Here is a 23,977-nt window from a genome sequence, read left to right on the forward strand (position 1 = left end):
TGAGTACCGACTGGGCGCGACCATAATCCTCAACCGATTTCGGTATTAAGAACCCCTGGAAGCCCTTCAGAACGCAGGTGGACTAAAATCGACTAATGCTTCAGTGGAACTGCAGGTCCTGAAGATAGCCCCCGCCCACGCGGGGATAGCTCTATTTCTGGTGGCGACACGATCGATATCGACCGGTAGCCCCCCGCCCACGCGGGGATAGCTCTGATCGTCCCACCTGTATAGGAGCAGAGACGTAGTAGCCCCCGCCCACGCGGGGATAGCTCTAGTTGGTATGCCTGCACGCATTCTGCGAGGGTCGACATCTGGATGTGAATACAAATCTAAGGATGTCGGCTTTGATGCTTGAGCACGGCAGATCCGGGACAGACCTATTTCCAACAACCCGCTGCTCTGGACGTCAGGCTTCCGACTGGGTTGTAGCAGTTCATTCTCGGAATTCCCGTTTCCTGCCAGGCGTGAGTTATGCATTGTCACACGTGGTCGATACAGTGCTGGTATGGCAGCGAATATACCTGCAGGACACGACATTCGAGATAGCAACGAAAACCCCTTCATTCGTGGGCTGGTCGGGGCGCTATGGGGTAAGTCGGCTAAAAAGGCTGGTGGCCGTACGAATCTGCTTATCGGGCACATGCTTGATACCGCTGCTGTGGCGGAATTGATCTGGGACCAATACCTATCAAGGGGCCTGAGGCGACGGTTTGACCGTTTTGCTGGTGGACTGGGCCGAGGTCGGAGATTGTTTGTGTGGTTGTGTGCGATTCATGATCTGGGTAAGGCAACGCCAGCGTTCCAGCATTGCAACGAGGTTGAGGCGCTTCGCCCCCGCGAGGCGGGGTTGACTTGGAACGAAACGCGCGTTGCGGCAAAGTTTTGGCGGCATGACCGTCTTGGGGCGGTGTTGCTACGGAACGAACTTAAACGCGTTTGGAGTCGCAGACAACTGTCCTGGGTTTGGCCATTGGTGGCGGGACACCACGGTGAGTTTCCTACTGTGGGGAATCTTCCTACTCCAAGTGGATTCGGTGAGCATTTCGGCGTAGGTGACGGCTGGCGGGACGCGCAGCGCGGATTGCTGGAAATGGTGACTGAATCGGTCGGGTTTGCCAACCTTAAAGACGTCGAGCCGGTCGAGCGGCCCACTCGCGCTGATCAATTGGCGATTGCGGGATTTGTTGTCATGGCTGATTGGATCGCCAGCAACAGCACTGATTTTCCCGGTATTGACGAAATCGACTACATAAGTCTCGAAGTTTCAAGGGAGAGAGCAGCACAGGCATGGCGACGGTGGCGACTACGCGGAGGATGGGCGAATCTTGCCGTGCCATCCTCAACGATCGACCTGATCGGCAAACGGTTCAACAACGTCGCGCGGGAAAGCCAATTCACGGTGGTGGAAGCTGCACATCAGATTGAATCACCGGGGATGCTGCTTGTCGAAGCCCCGATGGGGGAGGGCAAGACAAAAGCTGCCCTCGCTGCATCAGAAGTGTTGGCGGCACGCTTTGGATGTGACGGGGTCTTGCTGGCGATGCCGACTCAAGCAACTTGCACACCAATGTTTGAGGAAGTGGTGAATTGGGTGTCGACCTTCGATCCGGAGTTGGTCGATGAGGTTCAGCTCCTGCATGGGAAGAGGCAGTTCAACCAGCTATGGAAGGAAATTTGGCATAACCGTCCTTCGGAGAACGATGTAGATGATTTCGGTTCGATCGCGGAGGACGAGGATTTCGGCTGTAGCGCTGGCTCACCATCCTCGGTTAAGGATGGTGAGTCGAGGCCGGAGTCGTGGTTTCACGGACATAAGCGAGGCCTTTTGACCGCGTTCGGTGTTGCCACTATCGATCAGCTCTTGTTCGCAGCCACCCGTACTAAACATGTGATGCTGCGGTTTGCGGGGTTGGCTGGAAAAGTGGTTGTCATCGATGAAGTCCATGCCGCCGATATCTACATGAGCCAGTTTCTTTACGAGATACTGCGCTGGCTTGGTCAGGCTCGAGTTCCGGTGGTGTTGCTGTCGGCGACGTTGCCCCAACACCAACGGCAGGCCTTGTGTGATGCGTACGCAGAAGGAGCGACAGGCCGTACCGACTCGGTGCAGTTGCCAGAGAGTTTTGCCTATCCACGGGTGAGTTTGGTATGGGGAGAGGGGAATGAGGCCCGAACCGATGTTAAAGCTGCTGATCCGTGGCGTGACGATTTCCAGGTTGCGGTTGAAGTCGTGGAGGATACGAGCGATGACGGTGGCCCGGTCGTCGATCGGGTCAGGAGTGATCTGCGAGGTGGTGGGACCGCATTGGTCGTGGTGAACTCGGTTAAACGAGCTCAGAGGATCTACGAGACATTGCGAGACGGGTTCGAAGGTGACACGCTGTTGCTGCTTCACGGTCGTTTGGATGATGCCGACCGTGCTGAACGGACGGCCCAAAGTCTGAATGCTGCACAAGCTGATCCTGATCGTGACCCTACTAAGCGGCAGGTGATCGTTGCAACTCAGGTGGCTGAACAATCGTTCAACATTGATGCCGATCTCCTGATCACGGATGTTGCACCAATTGACCTAATATTGCAAAGAATTGGTCGCCTGCACCGTCACCCGTCGACACCGCGACCAGATCGTCTGCGTGAGCCGAGAGTAATTATCACAGGTTTGGCATGGACTGACACGGCACCCGACTTTCATTCTGCTTCCGAGGCCGTATACAGTTCGAATCTTCTGTTGCGTTCTGCGGCACTGATTGCCGAAACCATCGCTGGTGGAGCGGTGCCGGCGTCGTGGCGGGTTCCGTCGTGCGTTCCGCAGTTGATATCCGACGGTTACAGTGATGCTTTTGTCTTCCCGGATAGTTGGTGTGAGGCAGCAGAAAAGGCAGAGATTGAATGGGAGGCAGACCAAGAACGGCGTGCGGAGACCGCGGCGTACTTTGTGCTGAGTGAAGAGGCTAAACGTGGGGCACCGTGTCTGGATGGATTGCACCATAAGCCGACGCACGCGTCTGAAGGTGAGCTGCATGCGGCAGTTCGCGATGGCCCTTCGAGCGTTGAGGTCGTCATGGTGCGGCGCAGTCCTGAAGGATATACGGCGATGAACGGAACTCGGCTGGGATCGAATGGGGAAGTCTCGAATGAGGCGCTCGATGATTTGCTTGGTGGGGTTGTGCGGTTGCCGGCCAAGTTTACCGACGAAGCTGAGGCACAACTGACAACTCTTCCGGGATGGGAAGGGCATACATGGCTTGGTTGGAGCAAAGCACTTGTCCTCGACCAAAACGGCGAGGCCGACCTAGGCGGTCATCGATTGCGTTACGACTCCGAACTTGGCCTGCAAGAGGTCAGGGGCCGCTCCTAAGACACGGCCCCTCCCCGCGTTGGCAGGGGCTACCCCGTGTCGATATACAAACTGGGAGTACCTCTGCGTGGGCAGAGTCGTTGCGACCATATCCGATTTATCGGAATTCCGACAACTATTCATCCGTTCGTACTATATATAAACTGTTTGTCATGCGCTAAGTTGGAAATATGACGAACCGCGAGCCCCCAAGCGGCCCAACTGATTGCACGTATAATCTTCTTGATCGACCAGCATTGTCCGTTGCGTACGTCAGCGGATACACCGCAGAAGTGCCGATTCCTGAAGCGTTTCTAGCGGCTGATGAGTTGACGGACTTGGTTGTTCCTGTTCCGACGATGACCCCGGCTCTTTTCCGGCAAATCCTGCTGCCTATATTCTGGTCGGCTCTAGGTTTCCCCCGAGACACCGATGAATGGGCTGAACGATTTGAACAAGGTCGGTTGTCCGAAGTCGAGCGTCGCCGATTGATCGATTATTTCGAGAAGTACCACGACCGGTTTGACCTCATGGACCCGCACCGCCCGTTCGGGCAGGCTCCAGGACTTTCATCACCGAGCGGTGAGAAGCCGACCAGTCTGCTTCTGAGCCATATTGCCACTGGCAACAACGTCCCGTTGTTTACGCCGTTCACCGACGATACCGGACCTGGCCTAACTCCGATGGAGGCGCTGGCCGCGATGGCTAACTGCCAATGTTGGGATACTGCAGCGTTGAAAAGTGGGGCTGTCGGCGATCCAGAGGTTACCGGCGGTACGACCAAAGGGAACCCGAAGGGGGTCCTTGGGGAACTCGGTGTGGTGATGCCATTGGGGCGTACGCTATACGACACTCTGATGCTCAATACGCCGGTGCGATATCAGGGGCGGTCCGAAGACGATCGTCCGCACTGGGAAGTCGACGAAGCGCCTGGTCCGGTATGGGCCAAACGAACGGCCAAGGGCCCGTTGGATTTGATGACCTGGCAGGGGCGGCGTATCCGACTTGTCACCGAATCTATTTCTGGGGATCCAACGGCGACTGGAGTGGTGTGCACTGCAGGTGATCGGTTGAGTATAATACCCGAATGGGAACCGCACACTCTGTGGCATCGGGCTAAGGGGACCAAGGATTCACCAGGAAGAATGGTGCCGAAACGTCACCAGTCGGGGAAAGCGGCTTGGCGAAGTCTTGATGCGCTGCTGGCGGTGCCCCGACCGTCGAATAGCAAGGACATTGCTACCTCTGACTTGCTGCAAGGTATTGCCGACTATTTGGCTGATGACGTTATCGCCGCTGATTACCCGCTTCGTGTAGCGGTATTCGGCTTGGAGTACGGCACGCAGTCCGCAGTGGTGGAGAACGCGATCACTGACGAAGTACCGATTCCGGTCGCGGCGCTGATGGAACATGACAGTCCGGTTAAACAGTTTGTGCTAGACATGGCCGATCAGGCTGAGCGACTGCGTAAGGCAATCAACAACTATCAGAACAACCTCCGGAATGCCGCTGGTGGCAGTGCCCTGGATTGGGATAGAGGGGCACATGTGGGATCCGAACTAATCGCAGCACTGGACGGTCCGGCACGGCGTCTATTGGCCGAAATCCAAGCTGCCGGCCAGAACCAGGAACTGCTCAGGGCGGCAAAAGCCAATTGGGAATGCATCGCCTGGGATCAAACCGATAGATTGCGCAAGAGCCTGGCGTTTTCAATACCGCCGGAGGCCATTATCGACGCGTCCGGTGGAGACAACACTACTGTCCGAACCGTCAACCGCGCGAACCATTATCTGGTCGCAGCGATGTGCAAGGCTCTCCCAGAAGAACACGAACGCAGGAAACGTAACGCCGAACGAAATGAGACGAACGATGCCTGAATCTAAGCGTGAATATCCGCCGAAGTTCTGGGAAGAGTTTGACCCAGGCGAGCCCTATGCTGGAGCCGATATCGCGCGGTTGCTACGCGGCCTCGGAGAACCGCCTGGTCGCAACGTCGATGTGATGATGCACTACAGGGTCGCCATTCGGGACGCCACCTTTTACAGCGGTTGGCCGGACCGGAACCTGACGGCCGAACACAACACCTTGACGCTCTTCGCGCTCCACCAACAGTCTCAATCTAAATTGATGCATGTAAAAGGAATTGGGCTAGGGGAAGCGCTCCGTGCCCTGCGCGAGCATAGCGAAACCAGTGCCGATGCTCTCGATCGTAGGGTCAAGGCTCTGGTCGGAGCCGATGATGTTGAGGAGCTGTATGAACACCTTCGAAGCCTTGTTCCCCGACTGCGTGGAATCGGACAACGGCTCGACTACACGAAGCTGTTTTTTGACTTTTGGCATTGGCACGACAACGACGACGAGCACCGTGGCAGGGTCCGCCTCGCGTGGGGTGCCCAATACAACAACCTGCGGCGCAAGAGCGACAACAATAAAGAATGATTGACGAAATCACCCCTAGATTCGAGAGGAAAAATTAAATGTCTCAACGACTGTTTGCAGATGTATCCATCATCCAATCCCTTCCACCGTCGAATGTCAACCGTGACGATTCCGGGAGTCCGAAACACGCCGAATTCGGAGGAGTCAAACGCGGCCGGATCGCTTCACAGAGCCAGAAACGACATGCTCGAATCCATTTCGCCTCACATCTTCCCGAACTCGACCGAGCCACTCGCACCAGCCGGATTCAACAGCTCCTAGACGAGCGTTTGGCTGAACATGCAGACGACGACACCGCGCGACGCCTCGCCGTTGCTGCGGTCGACTCGTTTGGGATTGATCGGAATAAAAATAACGACGAGAATCTGTCCTACATGCTTTTTTGCGGGTATCGACAAGTTGACGCTATGGCCGACACGATTATCGGCGAGCTCGATGAACTGAGTGGGATGGAAAAGGCTGCACTTGACAAACGCATGAAGAAGCTCAACCTGCTCGGCAGCCTTGAGTCAGGAAATCCGGCCGAGGTCGCACTGTTCGGACGGATGGTAGCCAACGTTACCGACCTAAACGTCGATGCGGCCGTCCAAGTCGCCCATGCCGTTTCCACCCATCGTATCCACAATAAGTTCGATTACTTCACTGCCGTCGACGACGAAAATCGCGACAACTCCGGCGCCGCCATGATCGGAAACATCGAATTCAACTCTGCGACCTACTACCGCTATGCGACCGTTGGTATCCATCAGCTGCTGAACAACCTCGGTGACAAGGATCTAACCGCAATGACCGCCACCGAGTTCGTTCGCAGCTTCGCGCTGTCCTTGCCCACTGGTAACCAGAACGGATTTGCTCACCATACCCGTCCACATGCTGTTGTTGTTGCGCTGCGATCCGACCAGCCAGTCAATCTAGTCAATGCGTTTGAAGACCCGCTTAAACCCCACAGTGAACGTGGTTTTGCCTCTCGATCGGTCATACAGCTGGCCCAGGAAATGAAGCAAACAACAGATATTTGGGGTGAAGCGCCGGGTGCGGTTCTGGCAACCTACGCCACCGGAAAGGACGAAACCATCGTGAGTGAACAGTTCGGGCCAAGCGTGCCGTTCCCTGAACTCACCGGGTCCTTGCACACCAAGATCGCCGAGTGGCTCGAGTCCGGGGACTTGAAATGACGAAGCAGGATGCAAGCCTCTACATGTGCCTAGCCGGACCTCTGCAGGCTTGGGGAGGATCGAGCCAGTATTCGTGGCGCGAGACCCAAATGGAGCCCACAAAATCCGGGATCGTAGGACTTCTGGCCGCTGCGGAAGGGCGAACCCGTGATGCGGCCATAGACGACTTGACCGAACTGCGGATGGGCGTGAGGATCGACCATTCTGGTCGCCTCTTGCGTGATTTCCACACGGTTTCCGATTACCGAAGCCGACCTCTACCCTCAGCCAAAGTCAAAAAGAATGGCAAGCAGGAACCCAAAACGGGGAAAGATAAACTCGCGCCACTCGTGACCCGTCGGTTTTACCTCCAAGATGCCGTTTTCGTTGTTGTCGTCACAGGAAAATCAGACACTATCGAAGGTGTAGCACGCGGGTTGCAACGCCCGGCATTCCCGCTCGCGCTCGGCCGTCGCAGTTGTCCCCCTTCACGACCGATCTTTCTAGAAAAACAAATCGGAGAAGACACAAGCGACCTAAGGAAACTGCTGGCTGATGTGCCGTGGCAAGTGACTGCCCGTCGTCATCGAGAGAACGCCGGTTCCCAGGTGACATTGCCGATAACGTATGACGACCCCACCGGAGCGGAGACGCTTGGCGATGTGCCTGTCACGTTCAATCTCAAAACCCCAGGACAGCGTGCCTCCCGTAGGGTGCGACGCGATGTTGTCACCGTAGCGACCGGCAACAAATCGTCAGCATCCGAATCACGTTCCAACCATGACCTGTTTTCCCTATTGGAAGAGTTATCATGCCATTTCTGACGAAGATCCCCGTCAATCCGTATCGGACGGCATCGGTAAGACTGTTGGGCAATCCGCACCTCATCCACGGAGCAGTGTCCGCAGGCGTACCCGGCGACCCGAGGGCCGAAAGGCTACTGTGGCGGCTTGAAAAGGACGACTCCTACCGCCCCTCTATCATTGTGCTCACGTCGACGCGTCCCGACTACACGCATATGAGCGAAAAGTATGGGTGGCCCGAATCTGATCACGGTTTTCCAACTACGTACGATTACGACCGGCTTCTCTCACGGCTTGACGTCGGACAGCAATATCATTTCCGGCTTACGGCGAGTCCCGTCCAAAACAAACGGCGTCCTGACAAACTCACAGAAGCTCAACAACGGCGTCAGGCTACATGGGATAAAGAGACGGGAACGGCCGCCGAACGCCGACTGCGCGGACACCGCGTACCTCACCGAACGGTAGCCCAGCAACGGAGATGGTTCATAGAGCGGGCGCGCGCACGTGGTTTCGAGATCCTTCCCTCCACTCAGTCAGATGCGGTTATCGATACCGGCGAACCAGTCTCAGATGAGGTCGACTATCAGGTGGCTGTTGTGGAACGTCGAGACGTACGTTTCCGAAAACGTGGTAATACCAATCCGATCACCTTTCCATCTGCGACATTCGAAGGGGCTCTACGTATTAGCGACCCCATCCTGTTCCGTCGAACTCTTCTTGAAGGATTTGGCCCCTCCAAAGCCTACGGTCAAGGTCTACTTACCGTGGCCCCTTTGCAAGAAGGTGGCACTTAATATGGCCGAACCATGGTGGAAAGCCGGCCCACAGGATCTACACCGAATCGAAGACCGAATATCGAGTCTCTACGTCGAACGCTGTCATATCGACCGTGATGACAATGCGGTTGTACTAGTGAATAAGTACGAAACCGTTCACGTCCCGGCTGCCTATCTGGCAGTTCTCCTCATTGGTCCGGGAACTCGGATTACTCACGCAGCGGTCGCACTACTCGGAGATTCAGGAACGGCATTGTGTTGGGTTGGCGAGCGCGGTGTACGGATGTATGCCGCCGGACTCGGCTCTAGCAGAGGATCGAAACTCATTACGCGACAAGCGTGGCTCGTCACCAGGCCAAAGGAACGTGTCGAGGTCGCTCGTCAGATGTATGGAATGCGATTTCCTGATGAAGACCCAAGCGGACTGACCACAAAACAGATGTTTGGCCGAGAAGGTACAAGAGTCCGTCGCCTATATACATGGCATGCCGAACGTACAGGTGTGCCGTGGACGAGTCGGCAATACGTGAAAGGCGATGCGTTTGCCGCCGGTGACGATATCAATCGGCTTCTATCTGCGGCGAACTCCGCCCTATATGGAATTTGTCATGCAGTTATTACCGGGATCGGAGCGAGCCCGGCCCTCGGGTTCATTCATACCGGTTCAGCGGTTTCGTTTGTGCTTGATATCGCCGACTTGTATAAGGCCGATATCTCGATCCCTATTGCATTTGACCTTGCCGCCCGAGGTTTGTGCTCTGAACGGGACGCCCGGGTCGCGGTACGAGATGCCGTTGTTGAGGAGCAGTTGTTGTCCAAGATCGTCTCTAATGTCAAAAGCTTGCTGTTGCAAGACTCTGAGGCGGAGAATGAGGATCGAAACGAGATTTGGGGCGACGGTGATCAGACCGTAGATGGTGGTCGCAATTGGGGTGACTGGGATGTCTTCGACGAGTTCCATCTCGATATTCTGGGTCAAACAGGACATGCCGCTGAGGTAGGTGAGTCGTGACGGTCATCGTACTCATCGCAGCGCCTCGAGGATTGCGCGGGCACGTGACAAGATGGCTTCTGGAAGTTGCAGCCGGAATTTTCGTCGGCACTGTTAGTAAGCGGGTGCGCGATTATATATGGGAAATTACCCGTGCGCGGATTGGTGATGGCCAAGCGGTCATGATTGAGCCGGCTGCGACTGAACAGGATTGTGCTTTTCGAACTGCGGGTCGCGAACGTTGGAAACCAACTGACTTCGACGGCTTGACACTGTTGGCCCGACCGAGAGATCCGCACGAGCCTTAGGGGCCAAGTGAAAAAGAGGCGGACGAAAACCGGTCAAAGTCGTGATGGAGGTGCAGGTCGTCGACTGTAGCCCCCGCCTACGCGGGGATAGCTCCCGGCACGGCAAATCGGACCCAAGCGCGCAGACGTAGCCCCCGCCTACGCGGGGATAGCTCTCGGCACGACGGCGGGAATGTGGGAACTGTAGAGTAGCCCCCGCCTACGCGGGGATAGCTCCCACTACCCAACAGTGCGATGACGACAATCCCCGTAGCCCCCGCCAACGCGGGGATAGCTCTACTCACGCCACCGGTTCGTACCGGGTAGACCGGTAGCCCCCGCCAACGCGGGGATAGCTCAGGTCGCTCATTTTGTGGTGGGGTCCTGTCGGGGCTGCCCACCTACCAGAGCCCCGACAGGACCGGGGTTCTCTCTCCTACAGCGCCGGTTACCAGGAGAGAGAACCGGGAGTAAAGATCATGAATCCTCACGCGATGCACAGTGGCGGACGCGTTGACCCGGCGCGGGTTCGTTGGTTAGTGACGGGATCATTTGGGGCGCCACCGGCGGCGTGGCCCCGGTACGACGCTCCCTCTCGGTGTTGTCCGATCAGGATCGAGGTGTGGCGACACGGCCGTATATAGCGTGTGGGCCAGTCGGTCGATCCAGGCGGTGTCAGTGACGGTGTGTTGGAACAGCCGGTCATCGTAGAGCACGATGGTCGGCCGGAGTGGGTTGGCGCAGTTGGCCAACACGTCCGGAGGCCGGTATTCCACCGTCACTCGGTCGTCCCGCAGTGTGTCCGACAGGCTCTGAAAACCACCAGCACCCGATTCGGACGTCGTACCGTCGACCGCTGCTTCCACGCCGCCACCGGAGTTGGTGGTAAGGAAGAGGAATACGTTTGAGGTCGACACGTCGAGGCGTCCGTGGAACCGGTAGGTCTCGTGGCGGATGGTGCCGAGGTTGAACGTCCCGATGGGGAGATAACGAACCGGCATACGCACTCACCGCCCTCACCTGCTGTTCGGCCGCTTGGGTTTGCGCGTGGGCCTGGTCGTGTCCGTGGTGTTGTTCCCACGGTTGCAGGCTCCTCCGCCCATGCGTGTGCGCCCGTATCTGGGTCGGTGTCTGCACCCGTGTTTGTGGAGTCAGGAACCCGTCGCGTTCGCTATATCTGTTCCATCGCGTGGGTGTGGGTGTGCGTTTGTGGAAGAGTTCCTCGATGGCGTGGGCGAGGCGGTCGCCGAGCTTGAACGACTCCCGCCTGTCTCGTGGCAGGAGGCGTTGTTGTGCGGCCGTTTCGGTCCAGACGGGCCGGTCGCAGGCCCTCGCGTCCCATTGAATCGCCCCCAATACCGTCGTTTCCCCGTCAGAGTTGATCGCGAGGATGGTGGCGGAGGTGAGCGAGGCTTGCCGCAACTCGACCCGATAATCTCGCCACCGGATTGCTGTGAGGACTTGTCCGTGGGTGGGATAGCCTCTTTTCTCCGGTGTTGTGGCTTCACCCAGGCGGTGCTGGATGGGGATTTCTTGGCGTTCGTATACCGACCGTCGCGGTCGGGAGACCCGTCGGTGGGCATATGGGCGCGAAAGTGACGTGTTCTGGTTGGTGGACTCGTGGTGGGCGGGCTGCCGGTAGGCAGGCTCAGCGCCGACGGGCCCGTTGTAGGTGGACTGCTGGTGTCCCGAATTTTGGTAGGTGTCGGTGCGTTCGTGGTAGGTCGAACGTCGTTCGGTCGATGTTTGGCTGGTGGGCCATTGATTGGTGAGCGTTTGGTTCGCTTGACGCTGGTGGGCGTTCTCGTGGTGGGTTGAACGTTGCTCGGTGGGCCGGTTTCCGGTGGTGTCGTGGTGGGTGGACAGTTGGCGGGCCGGTTGTTCGGTAATGGCCTGGGCCGGCCGGGCACCCATCGACTCGCCCGATGCATGACCGCTCAGCGGTTGGTGGGTGTTGTGTTTGTGGTGGGTCGTGGACCGGTAGGCGCTGCTGAGGTAGGTGACGGGCTGCCCGGTCGTATTCCAATCTGCCGGTCGTCGAGTGCGACCGGACGGCGACTCGACGCGATGGGAGATATACCGATTGTCGACCGTATGGCGGCCCACTGGTTGGGAGCTGCCCACGGTAGCCCCGGTCGTATTTGGTTCGCCCGATTCATCGCTGGTGGTGTCGTGCCCGGCGGCGACGTCGAGTCGCGAATTGTGGTGGCGTCCCGGATCGTGGTGGTGGTTCGAGTCGGGATGACCTGTGGCCTGTTGCTGGGAGCCATGGCCCGGTGTTTCAAGAACAGTCGCACTCAAACGTGGTGAACTACTGGTACGTTTGTCGTCTCCCTGGGGTGCTGTGGTGACGGTGGTGAAGCCCGGTCGTATCTCCCATGCCTTCGAGCGGATGAGGATCATCGATACCGCCACCGGGTAGGCGATGAGTAGGACTTCGTAGACGGCGAACAGGTCGTGTGAGTTGATGTTCATTGCACCGCCTCCACGTCACAACCAGCCGGTTTGATCGATTCCCTGTCGTGATCGGTCGGTTGTGTCGGTTCAATATCGGGACAGACTCGAATCCGGTTGGCCTGTGTGGTGGCGGCGAGGTGCACGATCCAGGTTTGGATCTCGTCGGGAAGCGTCCAGTTGTTGTGTGGACGGATGTGTTGTCCGGTCGTGTGGACGAGTGCGGCGAGTTGGCCGTCAACGGTCACCCATAGGGTGGGGCGTCCGAAGCGTTGAATCATATCGACGCGGGAGCTCTCCCACGTCAAAGTGCCTATCAGTTCAGGCATGTCGGTGATCTCCATTCTCCCCAGGTTTGGGGGATAGGTGAGAAACAAAGAAAACGGTCGAGGCGAACCGGCCCCACCGATCACCGCCGAACCAGTCGAATCCCGTGTTCCAAGTTCCCGTTCCGTAGCGGAGTCACGAGCGCTGTATGTCCGCTCGTGGCCCTGTTGTGGGCATGACGGGATAGCCGTGTGATCCCTGACGGGTTTAAACTCTGGCCCGTTTTTTGGACACGCGCCGATCGGGAATTAGCTGGTATTAGCGGTGAATGCGGTGAAGGTGCCGGTCAGGCGGCAAGTCAGTAATAGCTGACGCGCCCGGCGACACCGGCTCGTGACTGGAATTGAGCGTGCGAATGCACTACGATGAGTGAGAACACGAGACCTCCTTTCGGGGTTTTGTTGTTGGAGGCGACTCGCCAGTCACAAGTTGGTAGCTTTTCCTGGCGAGTCGCTGTCGTCGGCAAACTGGATGTTTGCCAAAGACCCCGGGCAATCATCGGGATTACCCAGCGTTGGTTAGTGTCGCGTATTGCTAACGCAAAGTCAACAAACACAAGCGCGTGTCGCGCAAACAAAAACCCGAGCCAGGTGTCACATACCCGACTCGGGAGGTCGTGCGAACATGTACGCGCAGTGCGTTAGCGGCTGTTACAAGCGATTTGCCCAGTCTACCGCGTCTGATTTTGCCGTGCCTGACGTGGACAAGATCTCGTCCATGTTCTGTAGCGCTTCCTGGAGCGTCCCAATACCATCGGAAACCAGGCTGTTGCTGGAGCCATCCATAGCCTGCTCGATGATGGCAAGCGCTTCCTCTGCCTGACCGCGAGTGCCTTGAACTTGGGCGTCGCATTCGGTGCGGATGGAACCAATGATGCCGTGAACCGACGATTTTAGTTCAGAGATGGATCCGAATGGTCCGGCTGTTGCACTGTTGTTTGTTGTGCTGGAACTGAACCATGCTGTTGCGTAGTGTTTGCCGCCCTCGGCTGCCAATGCTCCAGCGGAGGCGCCCATTGCTACGCCCGCTGGTCCCATGGCTTTCAGGCCGCTGACTGCGCCAAGGATTGACCCGGCGGAGGTGAAGGCTGCTTTTGCTACGTCGCCTCCGGTGCGTGGGCGGGTTTCCTTTTCGACTTTCTTGAAGTCTCTCATGCGTTGGCCAGGTACTTTGCCGGATCCGATGCGTTTGCTCATTCGATTGGCTCCAGGAATCCGAAGTACATCGATACGAGTCCTAGCAATCCACCGAAGGTGGTCGTTGCTACGGATTCGGGGGTTTCGTTTGTGAATGCTTCTGCGATGAGTTCGCAGGCACGCCATGCTGATGCTTCGCGGTGAGAGAGGGCCCAGATGTCGCGTGTCCATCCGTCGATATCGGCGTAATCACCAGAACCATCGGTGATTCTGTATTGTTCCGGCTGTTCTGGCGCGCTTCCTACGGCTGCGGCGGTGGGGATTACTGAGACTTGAGAGAGGAAGGCTGTGATTTCACTGGTGGTGGGTTCAAATTCCTTAAGGGCACCAAGCGTAATCAACTTGTCTATAACTTGGTCCAGATCATCCGCCTGGGAATCGTCGCTCTCGCGTTTTACCGCATCTTTGCAGGTATCACGAGTGACTTTGAGTTCATTATGAAGTGACGGTTCTGCGTGTGCTGCGTTCCAAGTTGACCATTCAATGGACGTAAGCTCTTCAATGCCATCGCCGATCATAAGGTCGAATGATTCGATCTCCTTCTTCTGATTGAGGATCGGTCCTAGTGATTTTCCGATGGGGGCGATGATTTTTGCCATCTTGACGGTCTCCTAGATCGTGTCTTTGCACTGCTCGATGATGGTTACCACCTGTTCAATTACAGCATTTGGGTTGGGAGGCATTACCTGTCGTAACTGCAGTGGGGTGCATCGATTACGATCGACTACAGACCGATTAACGCATCCACTTTCTGGAGGTAACTGAAGTATGTCGCTTGATGAAGTACAAGGTCAGATCCTGTCCGACATGCAAGCTGTCGAAGAGCTCGAAGCGAAACTCAACGAAACCAAAAACTCCATCAGTGAAGTAGCCGGACAACTCGAAGCTCTCAACTCAGGAAACGCCGGATCCGTCCGCAACGCCGAAGCCACCTACGACACTCTCCTTTCCACCGCCGCCGCACTGAAACAACAAGCGGAAGAGGCCTCCACTCATATCTCTGCTGCTCAAAACAACTAGGGCCAGGCGTATCCATGGGTTTGGAAGAGGCTAATAGTCACAACCAATCCGACCAGCAAGCGGTCCATGAACTCACCACACAGCTACAAGGCACCCTCTCTACTATCGAAGACGTCCGGACCACCCTGGAATCACTGGGAGTCGGAGGCGACGCACACCTGACCGGTGAGGCTGCCGATCGGTACAACGACCTACTATCCATAGCCGCAGAGCTGAGCCAGCAGCTTGAAGAAGCCGGAAGTCAACTCCAAGAGGCAATGGAACCACCGGGTAGCGGCACCAATGCCAGTACTGGAGGTGGAAACAGTGGCGATGTTCCCTTCACCGTGACCGTACAGAGCGAAGGCGACCCTCAGATATTCAACGAACCTGGACCATTTCAGAAAGAAAGCCACAACGCCGACGCTGACTCCGGCAAAAGTAAGATGCGTCGAACGATGCGAAACATGGTACGTAACGTTGGGGACCTAAAGAAGGCCGTTAACGATCACGGTACTTCTATGGAATCGACTGTCAAACACAATCCAACAACAGGCGAACGAGGCACCCTTGTGGATACGACACCGGCACCCCAGAATCCGTCAACCGTTCAACCGCCGTTGAATGCATTCAACCCCGTTGACGCGACAGTGCACCTTGTTATTCTTGGAATCGGAGTTGTAGAAGCAGCCTCACGAGCGAGGAAGAAGGATTCTGACTCATGACAGATCAACTGCACTATAGGAAGACAGTCGAGGCTGTTGCCACTAAAGACGTTAATAAGTTCAAACAGCTTCTAGAGTCATTGCCGGAAGACCAGGCACAGAAGTATATGACGTACCTGGCTGCGCTTTTTGCTGCCTTCCTTGAGGAGTACTTCAAAGATGGTATTAGCCGTGATGCCATCGCCGGTCTTGTCAACAAGCTGAGGTATGAATATCGGGAAGCCACCGAACCGAAATTCAACGCCCTCACCGCTGAAGGAGTCATACGAGGATCAGCGGGAGAACCACACCTTATGGACGATATTCCCACCAATGACGTCGTCCACGTCCAGATGATGGTCATCGCTGCCCTGGCAACAGAAGGAACCACGACCAGACCTGATCTATACAGATTTCTGAATGAAGCCGATGCGATAATGGCTGAATGGGATACGCCAGAGGAATAAGACACTGCCCCACCTTGCCCGTCATTTCCCAGCCAGCATAGGAAATTTACTGACATACAGAAGGACGGGCGACGGTGGAAAATAACGACTACTTTATGAAGACCATGAAGGCTCACACTCTCGGGCGTACCGAATCAGTTGAATTGATCCAAGGGCTCCCGAACGATGGCGATTGGGGACTATTTACTCTGTCGACCTTTTCGGTGCTGCTTGAAAAAGCCCTGGACGACGACACCAGCCAATCCGCAGTTAAGCAATTTGTTGAACGAGTTCGATATGCATATCGAAGGGCTGACCCACCCTTCAATGGCTTGATCCTCGAAGGACTCATTCGCGGTCTTCTGGGCGAAGAAGCTTTCCTTGATGAGATCACGCCCGAACAACAATACGAAGCTCAGATGTTGACCATCCGCTATGTCGCAGAGACCGATGAGCATGTGAAGGCGCATATTGACACGTACTTGACCGACGCCGCTACGCTGGCTGATCAATGGAGCGAGGAAACCAGTGAAGGGTGCTGATCGTGGTAGATGATGCGCACTATCGCAAAGGAATCACCAAGAAGTATCTTCGTTGGTGCGATTCCGTCAACGGCGCGTTGGCAGATTCTAGTGGGTGTGAATGAACCCTATTCCTGAGAAGGCAGCGCTACACGCTCATACTCTGGGATAATGGTCAATCCGTCGCGTTGCGCTGTCGCGGTAATCAGTATTGACCTTGAGCTCGTTTTCTGTAGCTCGCTGTTTCAGCAGAGAATCTCTGGTGTCAGTGCGATGCATGTCGCGAAGTACGCATCCGAACTAATGCGTCGCGGTGATGCCGTTAGGGTTTGAGGCGGTTTTCAACGGCATCACCAAGGACATGGGTTGGGACGTAGATTGTGGTAAGCGATTGGTGGACATAGGGCATCGCTCCGGATCGATTCCAAACTCGCGTTCTACCCAATGTTTGCCTTCGGCGGCGATACCTTCGAGAAGGTGTAGCGCATGGTTAAATCCGGAGACGTCGAGGTTGATGGTGGGAGCTTCGTCGGGAGATTCCGTTGTATCGCTACTGACTTCCGGATCTCTGACGCTGATATCGATCTCCGGACCATTCGACAGTATCAACTTGAGAGTGAATGCGGCGCTGGAGCTTTCGGTTACCTTGGCGGAGGCGACGGCATCGAAGCGGTAGTTGTTTCTCGTCTGCCCGGAGAATTCACCGGTTCGAAAGTTCAGGGTTGAGCTGATCTCGCGCACACCGTCTCTGGTGATTAGGAAGAGTCGGAGGTCGTAGCGACTGTACCGCCACTGCCCACCGGGAACCTTACGTCTCTGGCGACTGCGAGCCGGTGCTTGAATGACAGCATAAGCGAGGACGTCATGCCACGAAAGGTGGTAGTGTTCCAGGGCATTGTCCAAGAGCGCGGTCTTATCGCAGTACAGCCAGGTTTCCATTTCACCTTCGGTGGGACGGGTCGCCACGAGTTTGGCTTTCCAACGCTTGAACTCCACAACCCTGGCATGGAATTCTTCTTCCATATCTGCGCTCTCGTCGCGAACTCGCCGAAGCTCAGTGTTTTGGTGCAGCCACAACCGCACCGCCATCGGAACGGCCACTATAGCCGCTATGAGGGCGATCGATCCGATAAACGGAGATTCCGGAAGTGCTGTTGTCACGATGGGAACGACGGACGCCAGTACCATTGCGCCACACAGTATTGTGCGTGCCACCATCGCAACTGGAAGACGGTAACGGACTCGGTAGCGAGGTAGACGGCCTTGCCGCCATTGCTTTCTGACATCGCGTGCGAGGAAGGCAATCAGCCAATTCACCCGTTCTGCGAGAACGCGTTGTTCCCGATACATCAAGGTGATCTCGGATCGCAAGCTGTTGCGAATCCCTGAGGTCGCCATCAACCAGTTTTCGACCTCTACGCCGTTGGGCCGATATTTGCTGAAATAGAATGTGAAATTGCGGTGGACGGCTGAGGCGAATCCACTGCCTCGCGGTCCTGAATCGTCGGCGATTGGGCGGTAACGTTCAGCCTCGGTTTTGAGGCGGTGGGCCCGGAAGTGCCAGTCTGCGAGACTACGACATCCAACTGCGGAGAAAACGACGGCTGCCAGGTAGGCCGCGATCGCCGTTATGTTTCCCGCGATCGCTACCGACCATCCCAGGTATCCCAGGGACAGAACGGACAACGTGGCAGTGGTGAAGAGGCGGAATCGATCGGCTGAGTGGAACGACGGCGGACGGGGTACCTGCTGGCGCGGTGGAATGGGATCGGGATGAAAATACGCCCAGATCCGCGCAAGTCTGTCATTGCCGAACCGTTCCACTCTGGAACGATCTCTGGTTTCCTTCCAGAGCTTGTCTCTAATACCGCCTGACAAGATCAGTCCCAAATCACGATCGATCTTGGCGCGGATATCAGGAGGCAGTATCAGGATCTTCTTCTCGGTCTCATCAGCAATGCCTTCCGCGTTAGCCAAGTGCGACAGGAGATCTCCGACCGCTTCCAATGCCTGTTGGTACACATCCTGCGGATCGGCAGCAGCGTCGTTGCATAGGATATCGAGGCGATCTCGTTCGCCATTCGATAGGTCCCGGTACGACCGTTTGCTCAGTATCGCCAATATCCAATGGAACCGAACTTCCGGATTGTTCAAGCCGTCTGCTACTGCCCCTGCGATCGCTTCTTCGGCTTTGAAAGGAACTCCATGGTTCAAGTATCTGACCCCGACGTTGTATTTCACCGATGGAGGTGAATCTTCATAGTAGACGTATATATCGGAGTCATGGATCTCGTCCGCTTGGATTCCGACATGGGAACCAGCGGCGGCGAAATTGGAGGTGCCGGCGGAATACGGCGGTTCGTTGGAGAATTCGTCACTCATGACAGACCGTTCACCGCCGTGATCACTAGGGCGATATTGGCGGCGACGTTTGTCGTCTCGCCTGCGAGACCCCGGAGCTTCTTGAGCGCCAATACCGATTTCTTCTTATCGCCAGCACTTGGATTATCCAAACCGGATGCGGCAGTATCGATCTCGTTCATTGCTTCGCGGTAGACATCGTCATCGATCTCGCCGTTGGCGTAGTTGTTGTCGAGGTGCGTACGCAGCTTGTCGACGGCGGTCCGGGCATCGGTTTCAGTGGAACCGATCGACGGTGAATTGACCTGGACGGTACTTCCCGTTATGTTGGCGGCCTGAACTCCGACCGTACCGTGAGCCACGTTGGAAACGTGTGGGCTGTGGATGGTCGCAGGGGACGAATCGGATTTACGTGATCTCATGGGTTGGTCCTTTACTTCGTGCATGTATTCCTGGGCGAGTTGAACGGCGAACATCGCGGCGTGCTCGGCGGCCCGAGGTTGCCACTCGACGTCTCCGTCGCTGCCTTTCGTTCCGTCGGCTTTATCGCTGATTCCGCGTACGACGGCGATGTCGACGCTGTTGAGATGAGCGGCCTGAGCGACGCCCGCAGACTCCATCTCGATGGCGGTCGCGTCGTTGTAGTGGCGGCGAATCCATTGCGCTTCTCGGGAGACACGGGAGTTCTGTACAACCTCCCCAGCCGCGATCGGGGCCGATACCGCTGTAGGCGTTGGGGTCTCTGGTGGCAGGCGTTCGGTCCAGATGCCGGAGCGGATGATCTCGTTGGCGATCTGATCGATCAAATGCGGTGCTTCCCAAACACGCGGGCGGGCCTTGAGACCGTCGTCTTCGCTGGTGCCACCGTGATAGGCGTATACGCGGGACGCCACCACAACGTCGCCGAGTCCGGGGGAATCCCACAAGGCACCGGCGACACCGACGAAAAACACGGCCCGAGGAGCGAATTCGGTAACGGCCCGCTCGGCGAGAATTGCAGCCGGTTGATTTCCGGCACCGGTGCGCACGAGGGCGATCCGACAGTCGGAATCGGCCAGGTATCCAATGTCGAATCCCGTTCCGGCGTCGTGACGATACCTTTCGGGTTCCTTTATGTATTGCCGGACCGCCTCGAATTCGCAGTTCAAGGCTGTAAGGACCACAATGTCCACCATCGTTACTCTCCTAGGTCGTCGGTGGTGTCGGGACGGGACAGAGGCGGGTGCAGGACCGTTGCCGGTCCGGCTCGAAACACCCGCGCCGGGCGACCCCGTTGCGGGCGGAGGCTCGTCCCGGTGGCTTCGATGAATCCGGGAGTGCGCTGGACTTTGCGGTAGAAGTTGCGCATGTCGAGGCGAACGCCCCAGACGGCTTCGTAGACGCGTTGCAGATCGGCGATAGTGAACGTGTCATCGCAGAAAGCCGTGGCGAGCGGCGTGTGTTCCAGTTTTATGCGGGCCTGTTCGACGGCGTCGGTGAGGATCTGGCGATGGTCGAAGGCCAGTTCGACTTTGTGGGAGAGAACGTCGTCGACGGGTATCCAGGCGGCTGCGGCGGCGTCGGTTCCAGCGGACGGTTCGGGTAGGCCCGGTGCGATGGTCAGGTAGGCGACCGATAGGACTCGACCTCTGGGGTCGCGGTCGGGTTTGCCGTAAGCGCCGAGTTGTTCGATGTGCAGTTTTGAACCGTCGAGGTCGGCTTCTTCTTGCAGTTCGCGTAGGGCGGCGTCGTAAACATCCTCTTTGGAGTTGTTGAGAAATCCGCCGGGGAGGGCGTGTTGTCCCTGAAAGGGTTCGATTCCGCGTTCCACGAGCAGTACGTGGAAGGTTGAGGCGCGCAGAGTGAGAATGACGAGGTCGACGGCTACGAGTACGGCGGGTGGTGTCCATGGTTGTTCGTTGTCGGACAAGAAAATCTCCTTTTACTGTCAATATGACAATAAGTGTAGGGTGAGGATTAAGCCGAATGCAACCCCCTCAATGCCCTTGGATCGATTCCGTCCAGTCGTCGGTGGTTGTTGAGCGGTGTGGGTAATAGGCGAATGTGCGACAATATGTGGGAACTATCCGTGCGCGGATTGGTGATGGCCAAGCGGTCATGATCGAGTCGGCTGCGACTGAACAGGATTGCGCTTTTCGAACTGCGGGTCGCGAACGTTGGAAACCAACTGACTTTGACGGCTTGATGCTGTTGGCCCGACCGAGAGATCCTCACGAGCCTTGGAGGCCAAGTGAAAAAGAGGCGGACGAAAACCGGCCAAAGTCGTGATGGAGGTGCAGGTCGTCGACTGTAGCCCCCGCCTACGCGGGGATAGCTCCCGTTGTCCGGATCGAGAGTGGAGAGCAGGGCAGTAGCCCCCGCCTACGCGGGGATAGCTCGCCGCCGAAATCGCGCGAAAGCGACAGGCGGCCGTAGCCCCCGCCAACGCGGGGATAGCTCTGGCGCGGTGGTGTCCGTGATGATTGGTTGTCGTGTAGCCCCCGCCAACGCGGGGATAGCTCTTCGCCGAGATGGTTAGCCAACTCCTACCTGGAGTAGCCCCCGCCTACGCGGGGATAGCTCCTCCCTCGTCAGACGGCCTGGACAGTGTGGACCGTAGCCCTCGCCAACGCGGGGATAGCTCCGAGACGATGTGGGTACAGTGGTGCGTCCACGCGTAGCCCCCGCCAACGCGGGGTTAGGTCGTCGATCGAGCGATGCCTCCGGCTGTCGTTCCTTCTGGCCTACTCACCGGATTCCAACCCTGACGACCCGGTAGGAAACGTGTCAAGAACCAAGGCGTCGCGCTCCCTACCTTGCGTATGGCATCGGAGTCGTCGCAGGCACTGATCCCCATCACGGCGGGAATGATGTCATGGAATGCTTTGGCCGCTTTTGGAATCGGTGCGGGGATATCAACATTCGGGGCGGGAATGGAACTCGCCGTGTTCGTATTCGTGGTCTGCGGTGCGGCGACGATCCTCGTGCTGGTCAATGCGCGTCGTCCGGCCCTGAGGTCGCTACAGGCCAGGGTCGACGGTTGAGGGATTGGGACTTAATGATGCGGCGGATAGCGGTGTGGGGAGCTCTACGAACGCGTCCCCACACCGAAAAGACTATTCCGCCAGGTCCAACTTCTTCAGGACGCGACCGACGTGGCCGGTGGCTCGCACGTTGTAGAGCGCCTGCTCGATCCGACCTTCCTCGTCGATCACGAAGGTGGACCGGATGACTCCCTTGACGAGCTTGCCGTAGTTCTTCTTCTCTCCGAAAGCTCCGTACGACTCCAGAACGGTCTTGTCCGGGTCGGACAGCAGCGGGAAGTTGAGCCCGTCGCGTTCGACAAACTGTGTTAGCTTCTCCGGCGTATCGGGCGATATCCCGAGGACAACGTATCCAGCGTCCTTGAGGGTCTGGAAGCTGTCTCGGAAGTCGCAGGCTTCTTTCGTACACCCCGGCGTCATGGCCCGGGGATACGCGAACAGTACTACCTTGTGGCCGCGCAGACTCGACAAGGAGAACTCCTCGCCGGTGTCGGAGGGGAGGGTGAAGTCTGGTGCGGTATCTCCTGGTTCAAGTTTCACAGTCACGGGATTCAGAATACTCGTCCTTCCTGACAAACATCTGAAAGTCCCCGGTTCGTAATGGAGTTAAAACACCACACCGCATTCGCCTACTTCGGCTGTCACGGCGACAGTGGCGATAGGCCTGCTTACAGTGCTCTCGGACCTCCTCGAACGGGTTTTCGTCACGCGTTTATAAGCGTGACGAAAGGTAGAAGTCCTCGAATAACCCTGGATACGTTTGCCTCACAAGCGAAAACACCTGGCAAGAGGAGGAACGATGACCGCGCAGACAGGATCGGTCGCTCCATTCATTCCCCACCGACCGACGGAAACACCGAGGCACCTGGCACCTGACCTGGCCAGGGGCTTCATGCTGCTACTGATCATCATCGCTTATTCGGGCGTGTACCTCACCGCCGACGATATCGGCGGATACGGGCAAGCCTTCGGCGGTTCCGTGGCCGATCAGGCCGCTTCGGCAGCATCCGCCCTATTGCTGGAGAACCGAGCGTTCCCCCTGTTCGGGGTTCTATTCGGCATTGGGATCGTCATGATGATCGACGCGCAGAAGCACAAAGGAATGTCACCATCGCAGTCCCGACGCCTGTTGCGCCGACGCAGTCTCTGGCTCTTGGCCTTCGGAGCGCTCCACGCCTTGCTCGTCTATCCGGGCGAGGTGCTGGCCGCTTATGGCGTCGCGGGACTGGTACTGGGATGGCTCTTCTTCCGCTCCAATAAAGCTCTCACGATTGCCCTGTGGATAACCGGCGCCTATTACGCCCTCATCGTCGGCGTGGGATCGATCGTCGCCGGAATCGCGATGGACGCCTCCGGCGAGCAGGAACACGGATTCGGAGAAATCGGGGGATACCTGACGGCAGAAGACTGGATAGGCCGCGCCGTCGGTATGGTTGCCGCACCGGCAGTGAACACCCTGCTCTTTCCCATGTTCATCTTCGTACTTCTGGGAATGTGGCTCGGCAGGAGGGGCTATGTGCAAAATCCCGACGCACATCTGCCGGAACTGAAACGCCTCGCCTTCACCGGGATTTCGATATCTCTGGCAGGCGCTCTTCCACTCACGCTCGCCGGATTGGACGTTATCGCGGTGTCGGGCGGGCAGTTCGTCATGCTGTTCGGTCTCCAGATCCTGACCGGTATTGCGGCTGGAGTGGGCTATACTGCTCTCTTTGCCCTCATCGCACGACGGTTGCAGCGGAAACCCGGGCCCATGACCAATGCCCTGGCAGCTGCGGGCCAGCGGTCCATGTCCGTATACCTCTTCTGCTCGGTGTGCCTGGCTCTCGTACTTCACACCGACCTGATCGGGCTCGGCGACCATCTCCACAGGGCGAGCGGAATGGCAGTGGCCCTGGGCGTCTGGACGATCGGCGTGGCGCTCGCGGTGCTGCTGGCGCGGAGTGGGAAGCCCGGACCGGCCGACGCGCTGTTGCGGCGCTTGGTTCGGACCAAATAGCAATGCAGTCCTCGGTATCAGATGTCGGTCATCTCACCCCTTGGTAGTGCGGTTGACAGCATACGATCGGCTATTGCAATATACTTGCAATAGCTCGATAGCGAGTTGTGTTTCCACGACTGTTCGAGGCGTAGACGTTTCTCGAAATAGTGTG

The 23,977-nt window shown here is 57.2% G+C and carries 23 protein-coding genes and 2 CRISPR repeat arrays; of the genes, 15 read left to right on the forward strand and 8 right to left on the reverse strand.

Annotation, left to right across the window (positions count from 1 at the left end; all coding sequences use genetic code 11):
• Window positions 1-508: 508 nt before the first annotated feature.
• The 8 genes from HALAL_RS0108475 (at window position 509) to cas2e (ending at window position 9,814) form a co-directional block, all read left to right on the forward strand.
• Window positions 509-3,361: a CRISPR-associated helicase/endonuclease Cas3 gene (locus tag HALAL_RS0108475; RefSeq protein WP_025273587.1), complete on the forward strand. Its 2,853-nt coding sequence runs from the start codon at window positions 509-511 to the stop codon at window positions 3,359-3,361.
• 170 nt (window positions 3,362-3,531) lie between these two features.
• On the forward strand, window positions 3,532-5,217 hold the full coding sequence (gene casA, locus HALAL_RS0108480) for a type I-E CRISPR-associated protein Cse1/CasA (protein ID WP_084471921.1): 1,686 nt from the start codon (window positions 3,532-3,534) through the stop codon (window positions 5,215-5,217).
• Entirely contained in the window at window positions 5,210-5,779 is a 570-nt protein-coding gene (casB, locus tag HALAL_RS0108485) for a type I-E CRISPR-associated protein Cse2/CasB (RefSeq protein ID WP_025273589.1), read from the forward strand. The genes casA and casB overlap by 8 nt, the downstream gene beginning before the upstream one ends.
• A gap of 38 nt (window positions 5,780-5,817) precedes the next feature.
• Window positions 5,818-6,954 (forward strand): type I-E CRISPR-associated protein Cas7/Cse4/CasC, encoded by a 1,137-nt coding sequence (gene cas7e / locus HALAL_RS0108490; protein WP_025273590.1) that lies wholly within the window; start codon window positions 5,818-5,820, stop codon window positions 6,952-6,954.
• Window positions 6,951-7,757: a type I-E CRISPR-associated protein Cas5/CasD gene (gene cas5e / locus HALAL_RS0108495; RefSeq protein ID WP_025273591.1), complete on the forward strand. Its 807-nt coding sequence runs from the start codon at window positions 6,951-6,953 to the stop codon at window positions 7,755-7,757. Before cas7e ends, cas5e begins: the two co-directional genes overlap by 4 nt.
• A complete protein-coding gene (gene cas6e, locus HALAL_RS0108500; RefSeq protein ID WP_025273592.1) occupies window positions 7,745-8,533 on the forward strand; it encodes a type I-E CRISPR-associated protein Cas6/Cse3/CasE in 789 nt (262 codons plus the stop codon). The genes cas5e and cas6e overlap by 13 nt, the downstream gene beginning before the upstream one ends.
• A 1-nt stretch (window position 8,534) precedes the next feature.
• Window positions 8,535-9,527, forward strand: coding sequence for a type I-E CRISPR-associated endonuclease Cas1e (cas1e, locus tag HALAL_RS0108505; protein WP_025273593.1), 993 nt, complete (start codon window positions 8,535-8,537; stop codon window positions 9,525-9,527).
• Entirely contained in the window at window positions 9,524-9,814 is a 291-nt protein-coding gene (gene cas2e / locus HALAL_RS19315) for a type I-E CRISPR-associated endoribonuclease Cas2e (RefSeq protein WP_084471923.1), read from the forward strand. The genes cas1e and cas2e overlap by 4 nt, the downstream gene beginning before the upstream one ends.
• 66 nt (window positions 9,815-9,880) lie before the next feature.
• Window positions 9,881-10,152: a CRISPR direct-repeat array (repeat unit 28 nt; unit sequence GTAGCCCCCGCCTACGCGGGGATAGCTC).
• A gap of 343 nt (window positions 10,153-10,495) precedes the next feature.
• Here cas2e and HALAL_RS0108510 read toward each other — a convergent pair.
• The 4 genes from HALAL_RS0108510 to HALAL_RS0108525 form a co-directional block, all read right to left on the reverse strand.
• The gene (locus HALAL_RS0108510; protein ID WP_025273594.1) at window positions 10,496-12,268 is read right to left on the reverse strand and encodes a hypothetical protein; all 1,773 of its coding nucleotides are present in this window, start codon (window positions 12,266-12,268) and stop codon (window positions 10,496-10,498) included.
• Window positions 12,265-12,576, reverse strand: coding sequence for a hypothetical protein (locus tag HALAL_RS0108515; RefSeq protein WP_156937674.1), 312 nt, complete (start codon window positions 12,574-12,576; stop codon window positions 12,265-12,267). The genes HALAL_RS0108510 and HALAL_RS0108515 overlap by 4 nt, the downstream gene beginning before the upstream one ends.
• Before the next feature lie 648 nt (window positions 12,577-13,224).
• Complete coding sequence (locus HALAL_RS0108520) at window positions 13,225-13,770, reverse strand: hypothetical protein (RefSeq protein WP_025273596.1); 546 nt, start codon at window positions 13,768-13,770, stop codon at window positions 13,225-13,227.
• Window positions 13,767-14,369 (reverse strand): hypothetical protein, encoded by a 603-nt coding sequence (locus tag HALAL_RS0108525; RefSeq protein ID WP_025273597.1) that lies wholly within the window; start codon window positions 14,367-14,369, stop codon window positions 13,767-13,769. The genes HALAL_RS0108520 and HALAL_RS0108525 overlap by 4 nt, the downstream gene beginning before the upstream one ends.
• 169 nt (window positions 14,370-14,538) lie before the next feature.
• On the opposite strand from HALAL_RS0108525, the gene HALAL_RS0108530 reads away from it, so the two are divergent.
• From HALAL_RS0108530 to HALAL_RS0108545, 4 genes are all read left to right on the forward strand, one after another.
• The gene (locus HALAL_RS0108530; protein WP_025273598.1) at window positions 14,539-14,790 is read left to right on the forward strand and encodes a hypothetical protein; all 252 of its coding nucleotides are present in this window, start codon (window positions 14,539-14,541) and stop codon (window positions 14,788-14,790) included.
• 14 nt (window positions 14,791-14,804) lie between these two features.
• Window positions 14,805-15,494 (forward strand): hypothetical protein, encoded by a 690-nt coding sequence (locus HALAL_RS0108535; protein WP_025273599.1) that lies wholly within the window; start codon window positions 14,805-14,807, stop codon window positions 15,492-15,494.
• Window positions 15,491-15,940 carry a hypothetical protein gene (locus HALAL_RS0108540; protein WP_025273600.1) on the forward strand — a complete coding sequence of 150 codons (450 nt, stop codon included), beginning with the start codon at window positions 15,491-15,493 and terminating at the stop codon, window positions 15,938-15,940. The genes HALAL_RS0108535 and HALAL_RS0108540 overlap by 4 nt, the downstream gene beginning before the upstream one ends.
• 74 nt (window positions 15,941-16,014) lie before the next feature.
• Window positions 16,015-16,461, forward strand: a complete 447-nt coding sequence (locus HALAL_RS0108545; RefSeq protein WP_025273601.1) for a hypothetical protein — start codon at window positions 16,015-16,017, stop codon at window positions 16,459-16,461.
• A 279-nt stretch (window positions 16,462-16,740) separates the two neighbouring features.
• Here the strand turns inward: HALAL_RS0108545 and HALAL_RS0108550 are convergent, their stop codons facing one another.
• From HALAL_RS0108550 to HALAL_RS0108560, 3 genes are read right to left on the reverse strand one after another with little or no spacing between them, the layout of a single operon-like run.
• The gene (locus HALAL_RS0108550) at window positions 16,741-18,822 is read right to left on the reverse strand and encodes a hypothetical protein (RefSeq protein WP_025273602.1); all 2,082 of its coding nucleotides are present in this window, start codon (window positions 18,820-18,822) and stop codon (window positions 16,741-16,743) included.
• Window positions 18,819-19,976, reverse strand: a complete 1,158-nt coding sequence (locus HALAL_RS0108555) for a 5'-methylthioadenosine/S-adenosylhomocysteine nucleosidase family protein (RefSeq protein ID WP_025273603.1) — start codon at window positions 19,974-19,976, stop codon at window positions 18,819-18,821. Before HALAL_RS0108555 ends, HALAL_RS0108550 begins: the two co-directional genes overlap by 4 nt.
• 2 nt (window positions 19,977-19,978) lie before the next feature.
• A complete protein-coding gene (locus HALAL_RS0108560; protein ID WP_025273604.1) occupies window positions 19,979-20,710 on the reverse strand; it encodes an NUDIX hydrolase in 732 nt (243 codons plus the stop codon).
• A gap of 188 nt (window positions 20,711-20,898) precedes the next feature.
• Between HALAL_RS0108560 and HALAL_RS19320 the strand changes: the two genes are divergently transcribed.
• On the forward strand, window positions 20,899-21,069 hold the full coding sequence (locus HALAL_RS19320; protein WP_342670473.1) for a type I-E CRISPR-associated endoribonuclease Cas2: 171 nt from the start codon (window positions 20,899-20,901) through the stop codon (window positions 21,067-21,069).
• A 21-nt stretch (window positions 21,070-21,090) separates the two neighbouring features.
• Window positions 21,091-21,485: direct repeats of the CRISPR family, unit length 28 nt; unit sequence GTAGCCCCCGCCTACGCGGGGATAGCTC.
• Window positions 21,486-21,596: 111 nt separating this feature from the next.
• Window positions 21,597-21,824: a hypothetical protein gene (locus HALAL_RS0108565; protein ID WP_025273605.1), complete on the forward strand. Its 228-nt coding sequence runs from the start codon at window positions 21,597-21,599 to the stop codon at window positions 21,822-21,824.
• Window positions 21,825-21,896: 72 nt separating this feature from the next.
• On the opposite strand, the gene bcp is transcribed toward HALAL_RS0108565, so the two are convergent.
• Window positions 21,897-22,370 (reverse strand): thioredoxin-dependent thiol peroxidase, encoded by a 474-nt coding sequence (gene bcp, locus HALAL_RS0108570; RefSeq protein WP_025273606.1) that lies wholly within the window; start codon window positions 22,368-22,370, stop codon window positions 21,897-21,899.
• A 253-nt stretch (window positions 22,371-22,623) separates the two neighbouring features.
• On the opposite strand from bcp, the gene HALAL_RS0108575 reads away from it, so the two are divergent.
• Entirely contained in the window at window positions 22,624-23,823 is a 1,200-nt protein-coding gene (locus tag HALAL_RS0108575; protein WP_025273607.1) for a DUF418 domain-containing protein, read from the forward strand.
• Window positions 23,824-23,977 lie beyond the last annotated feature (154 nt).

It is taken from the genome of Haloglycomyces albus DSM 45210 (assembly GCF_000527155.1).
Classification (GTDB): Bacteria; Actinomycetota; Actinomycetes; order Mycobacteriales; family Micromonosporaceae; genus Haloglycomyces; species Haloglycomyces albus.

Bases quoted from the DNA above. Each gene is read 5' to 3' on its own strand.
- HALAL_RS0108510 (WP_025273594.1), bottom strand. From the start codon at position 12,268: ATGAACATCAACTCACACGACCTGTTCGCCGTCTACGAAGTCCTACTC.
- HALAL_RS0108515 (WP_156937674.1), bottom strand. From the start codon at position 12,576: ATGCCTGAACTGATAGGCACTTTGACGTGGGAGAGCTCCCGCGTCGAT.
- HALAL_RS0108540 (WP_025273600.1), top strand. From the start codon at position 15,491: ATGACAGATCAACTGCACTATAGGAAGACAGTCGAGGCTGTTGCCACT.
- casA (WP_084471921.1), top strand. From the start codon at position 3,532: ATGACGAACCGCGAGCCCCCAAGCGGCCCAACTGATTGCACGTATAAT.
- casB (WP_025273589.1), top strand. From the start codon at position 5,210: ATGCCTGAATCTAAGCGTGAATATCCGCCGAAGTTCTGGGAAGAGTTT.
- cas7e (WP_025273590.1), top strand. From the start codon at position 5,818: ATGTCTCAACGACTGTTTGCAGATGTATCCATCATCCAATCCCTTCCA.
- cas1e (WP_025273593.1), top strand. From the start codon at position 8,535: ATGGCCGAACCATGGTGGAAAGCCGGCCCACAGGATCTACACCGAATC.
- HALAL_RS19320 (WP_342670473.1), top strand. From the start codon at position 20,899: ATGATCGAGTCGGCTGCGACTGAACAGGATTGCGCTTTTCGAACTGCG.
- HALAL_RS0108550 (WP_025273602.1), bottom strand. From the start codon at position 18,822: ATGAGTGACGAATTCTCCAACGAACCGCCGTATTCCGCCGGCACCTCC.
- cas6e (WP_025273592.1), top strand. From the start codon at position 7,745: ATGCCATTTCTGACGAAGATCCCCGTCAATCCGTATCGGACGGCATCG.
- HALAL_RS0108555 (WP_025273603.1), bottom strand. From the start codon at position 19,976: ATGGTGGACATTGTGGTCCTTACAGCCTTGAACTGCGAATTCGAGGCG.
- HALAL_RS0108525 (WP_025273597.1), bottom strand. From the start codon at position 14,369: ATGGCAAAAATCATCGCCCCCATCGGAAAATCACTAGGACCGATCCTC.
- cas5e (WP_025273591.1), top strand. From the start codon at position 6,951: ATGACGAAGCAGGATGCAAGCCTCTACATGTGCCTAGCCGGACCTCTG.
- HALAL_RS0108475 (WP_025273587.1), top strand. From the start codon at position 509: ATGGCAGCGAATATACCTGCAGGACACGACATTCGAGATAGCAACGAA.
- HALAL_RS0108535 (WP_025273599.1), top strand. From the start codon at position 14,805: ATGGGTTTGGAAGAGGCTAATAGTCACAACCAATCCGACCAGCAAGCG.
- HALAL_RS0108530 (WP_025273598.1), top strand. From the start codon at position 14,539: ATGTCGCTTGATGAAGTACAAGGTCAGATCCTGTCCGACATGCAAGCT.
- HALAL_RS0108575 (WP_025273607.1), top strand. From the start codon at position 22,624: ATGACCGCGCAGACAGGATCGGTCGCTCCATTCATTCCCCACCGACCG.
- HALAL_RS0108520 (WP_025273596.1), bottom strand. From the start codon at position 13,770: ATGAGCAAACGCATCGGATCCGGCAAAGTACCTGGCCAACGCATGAGA.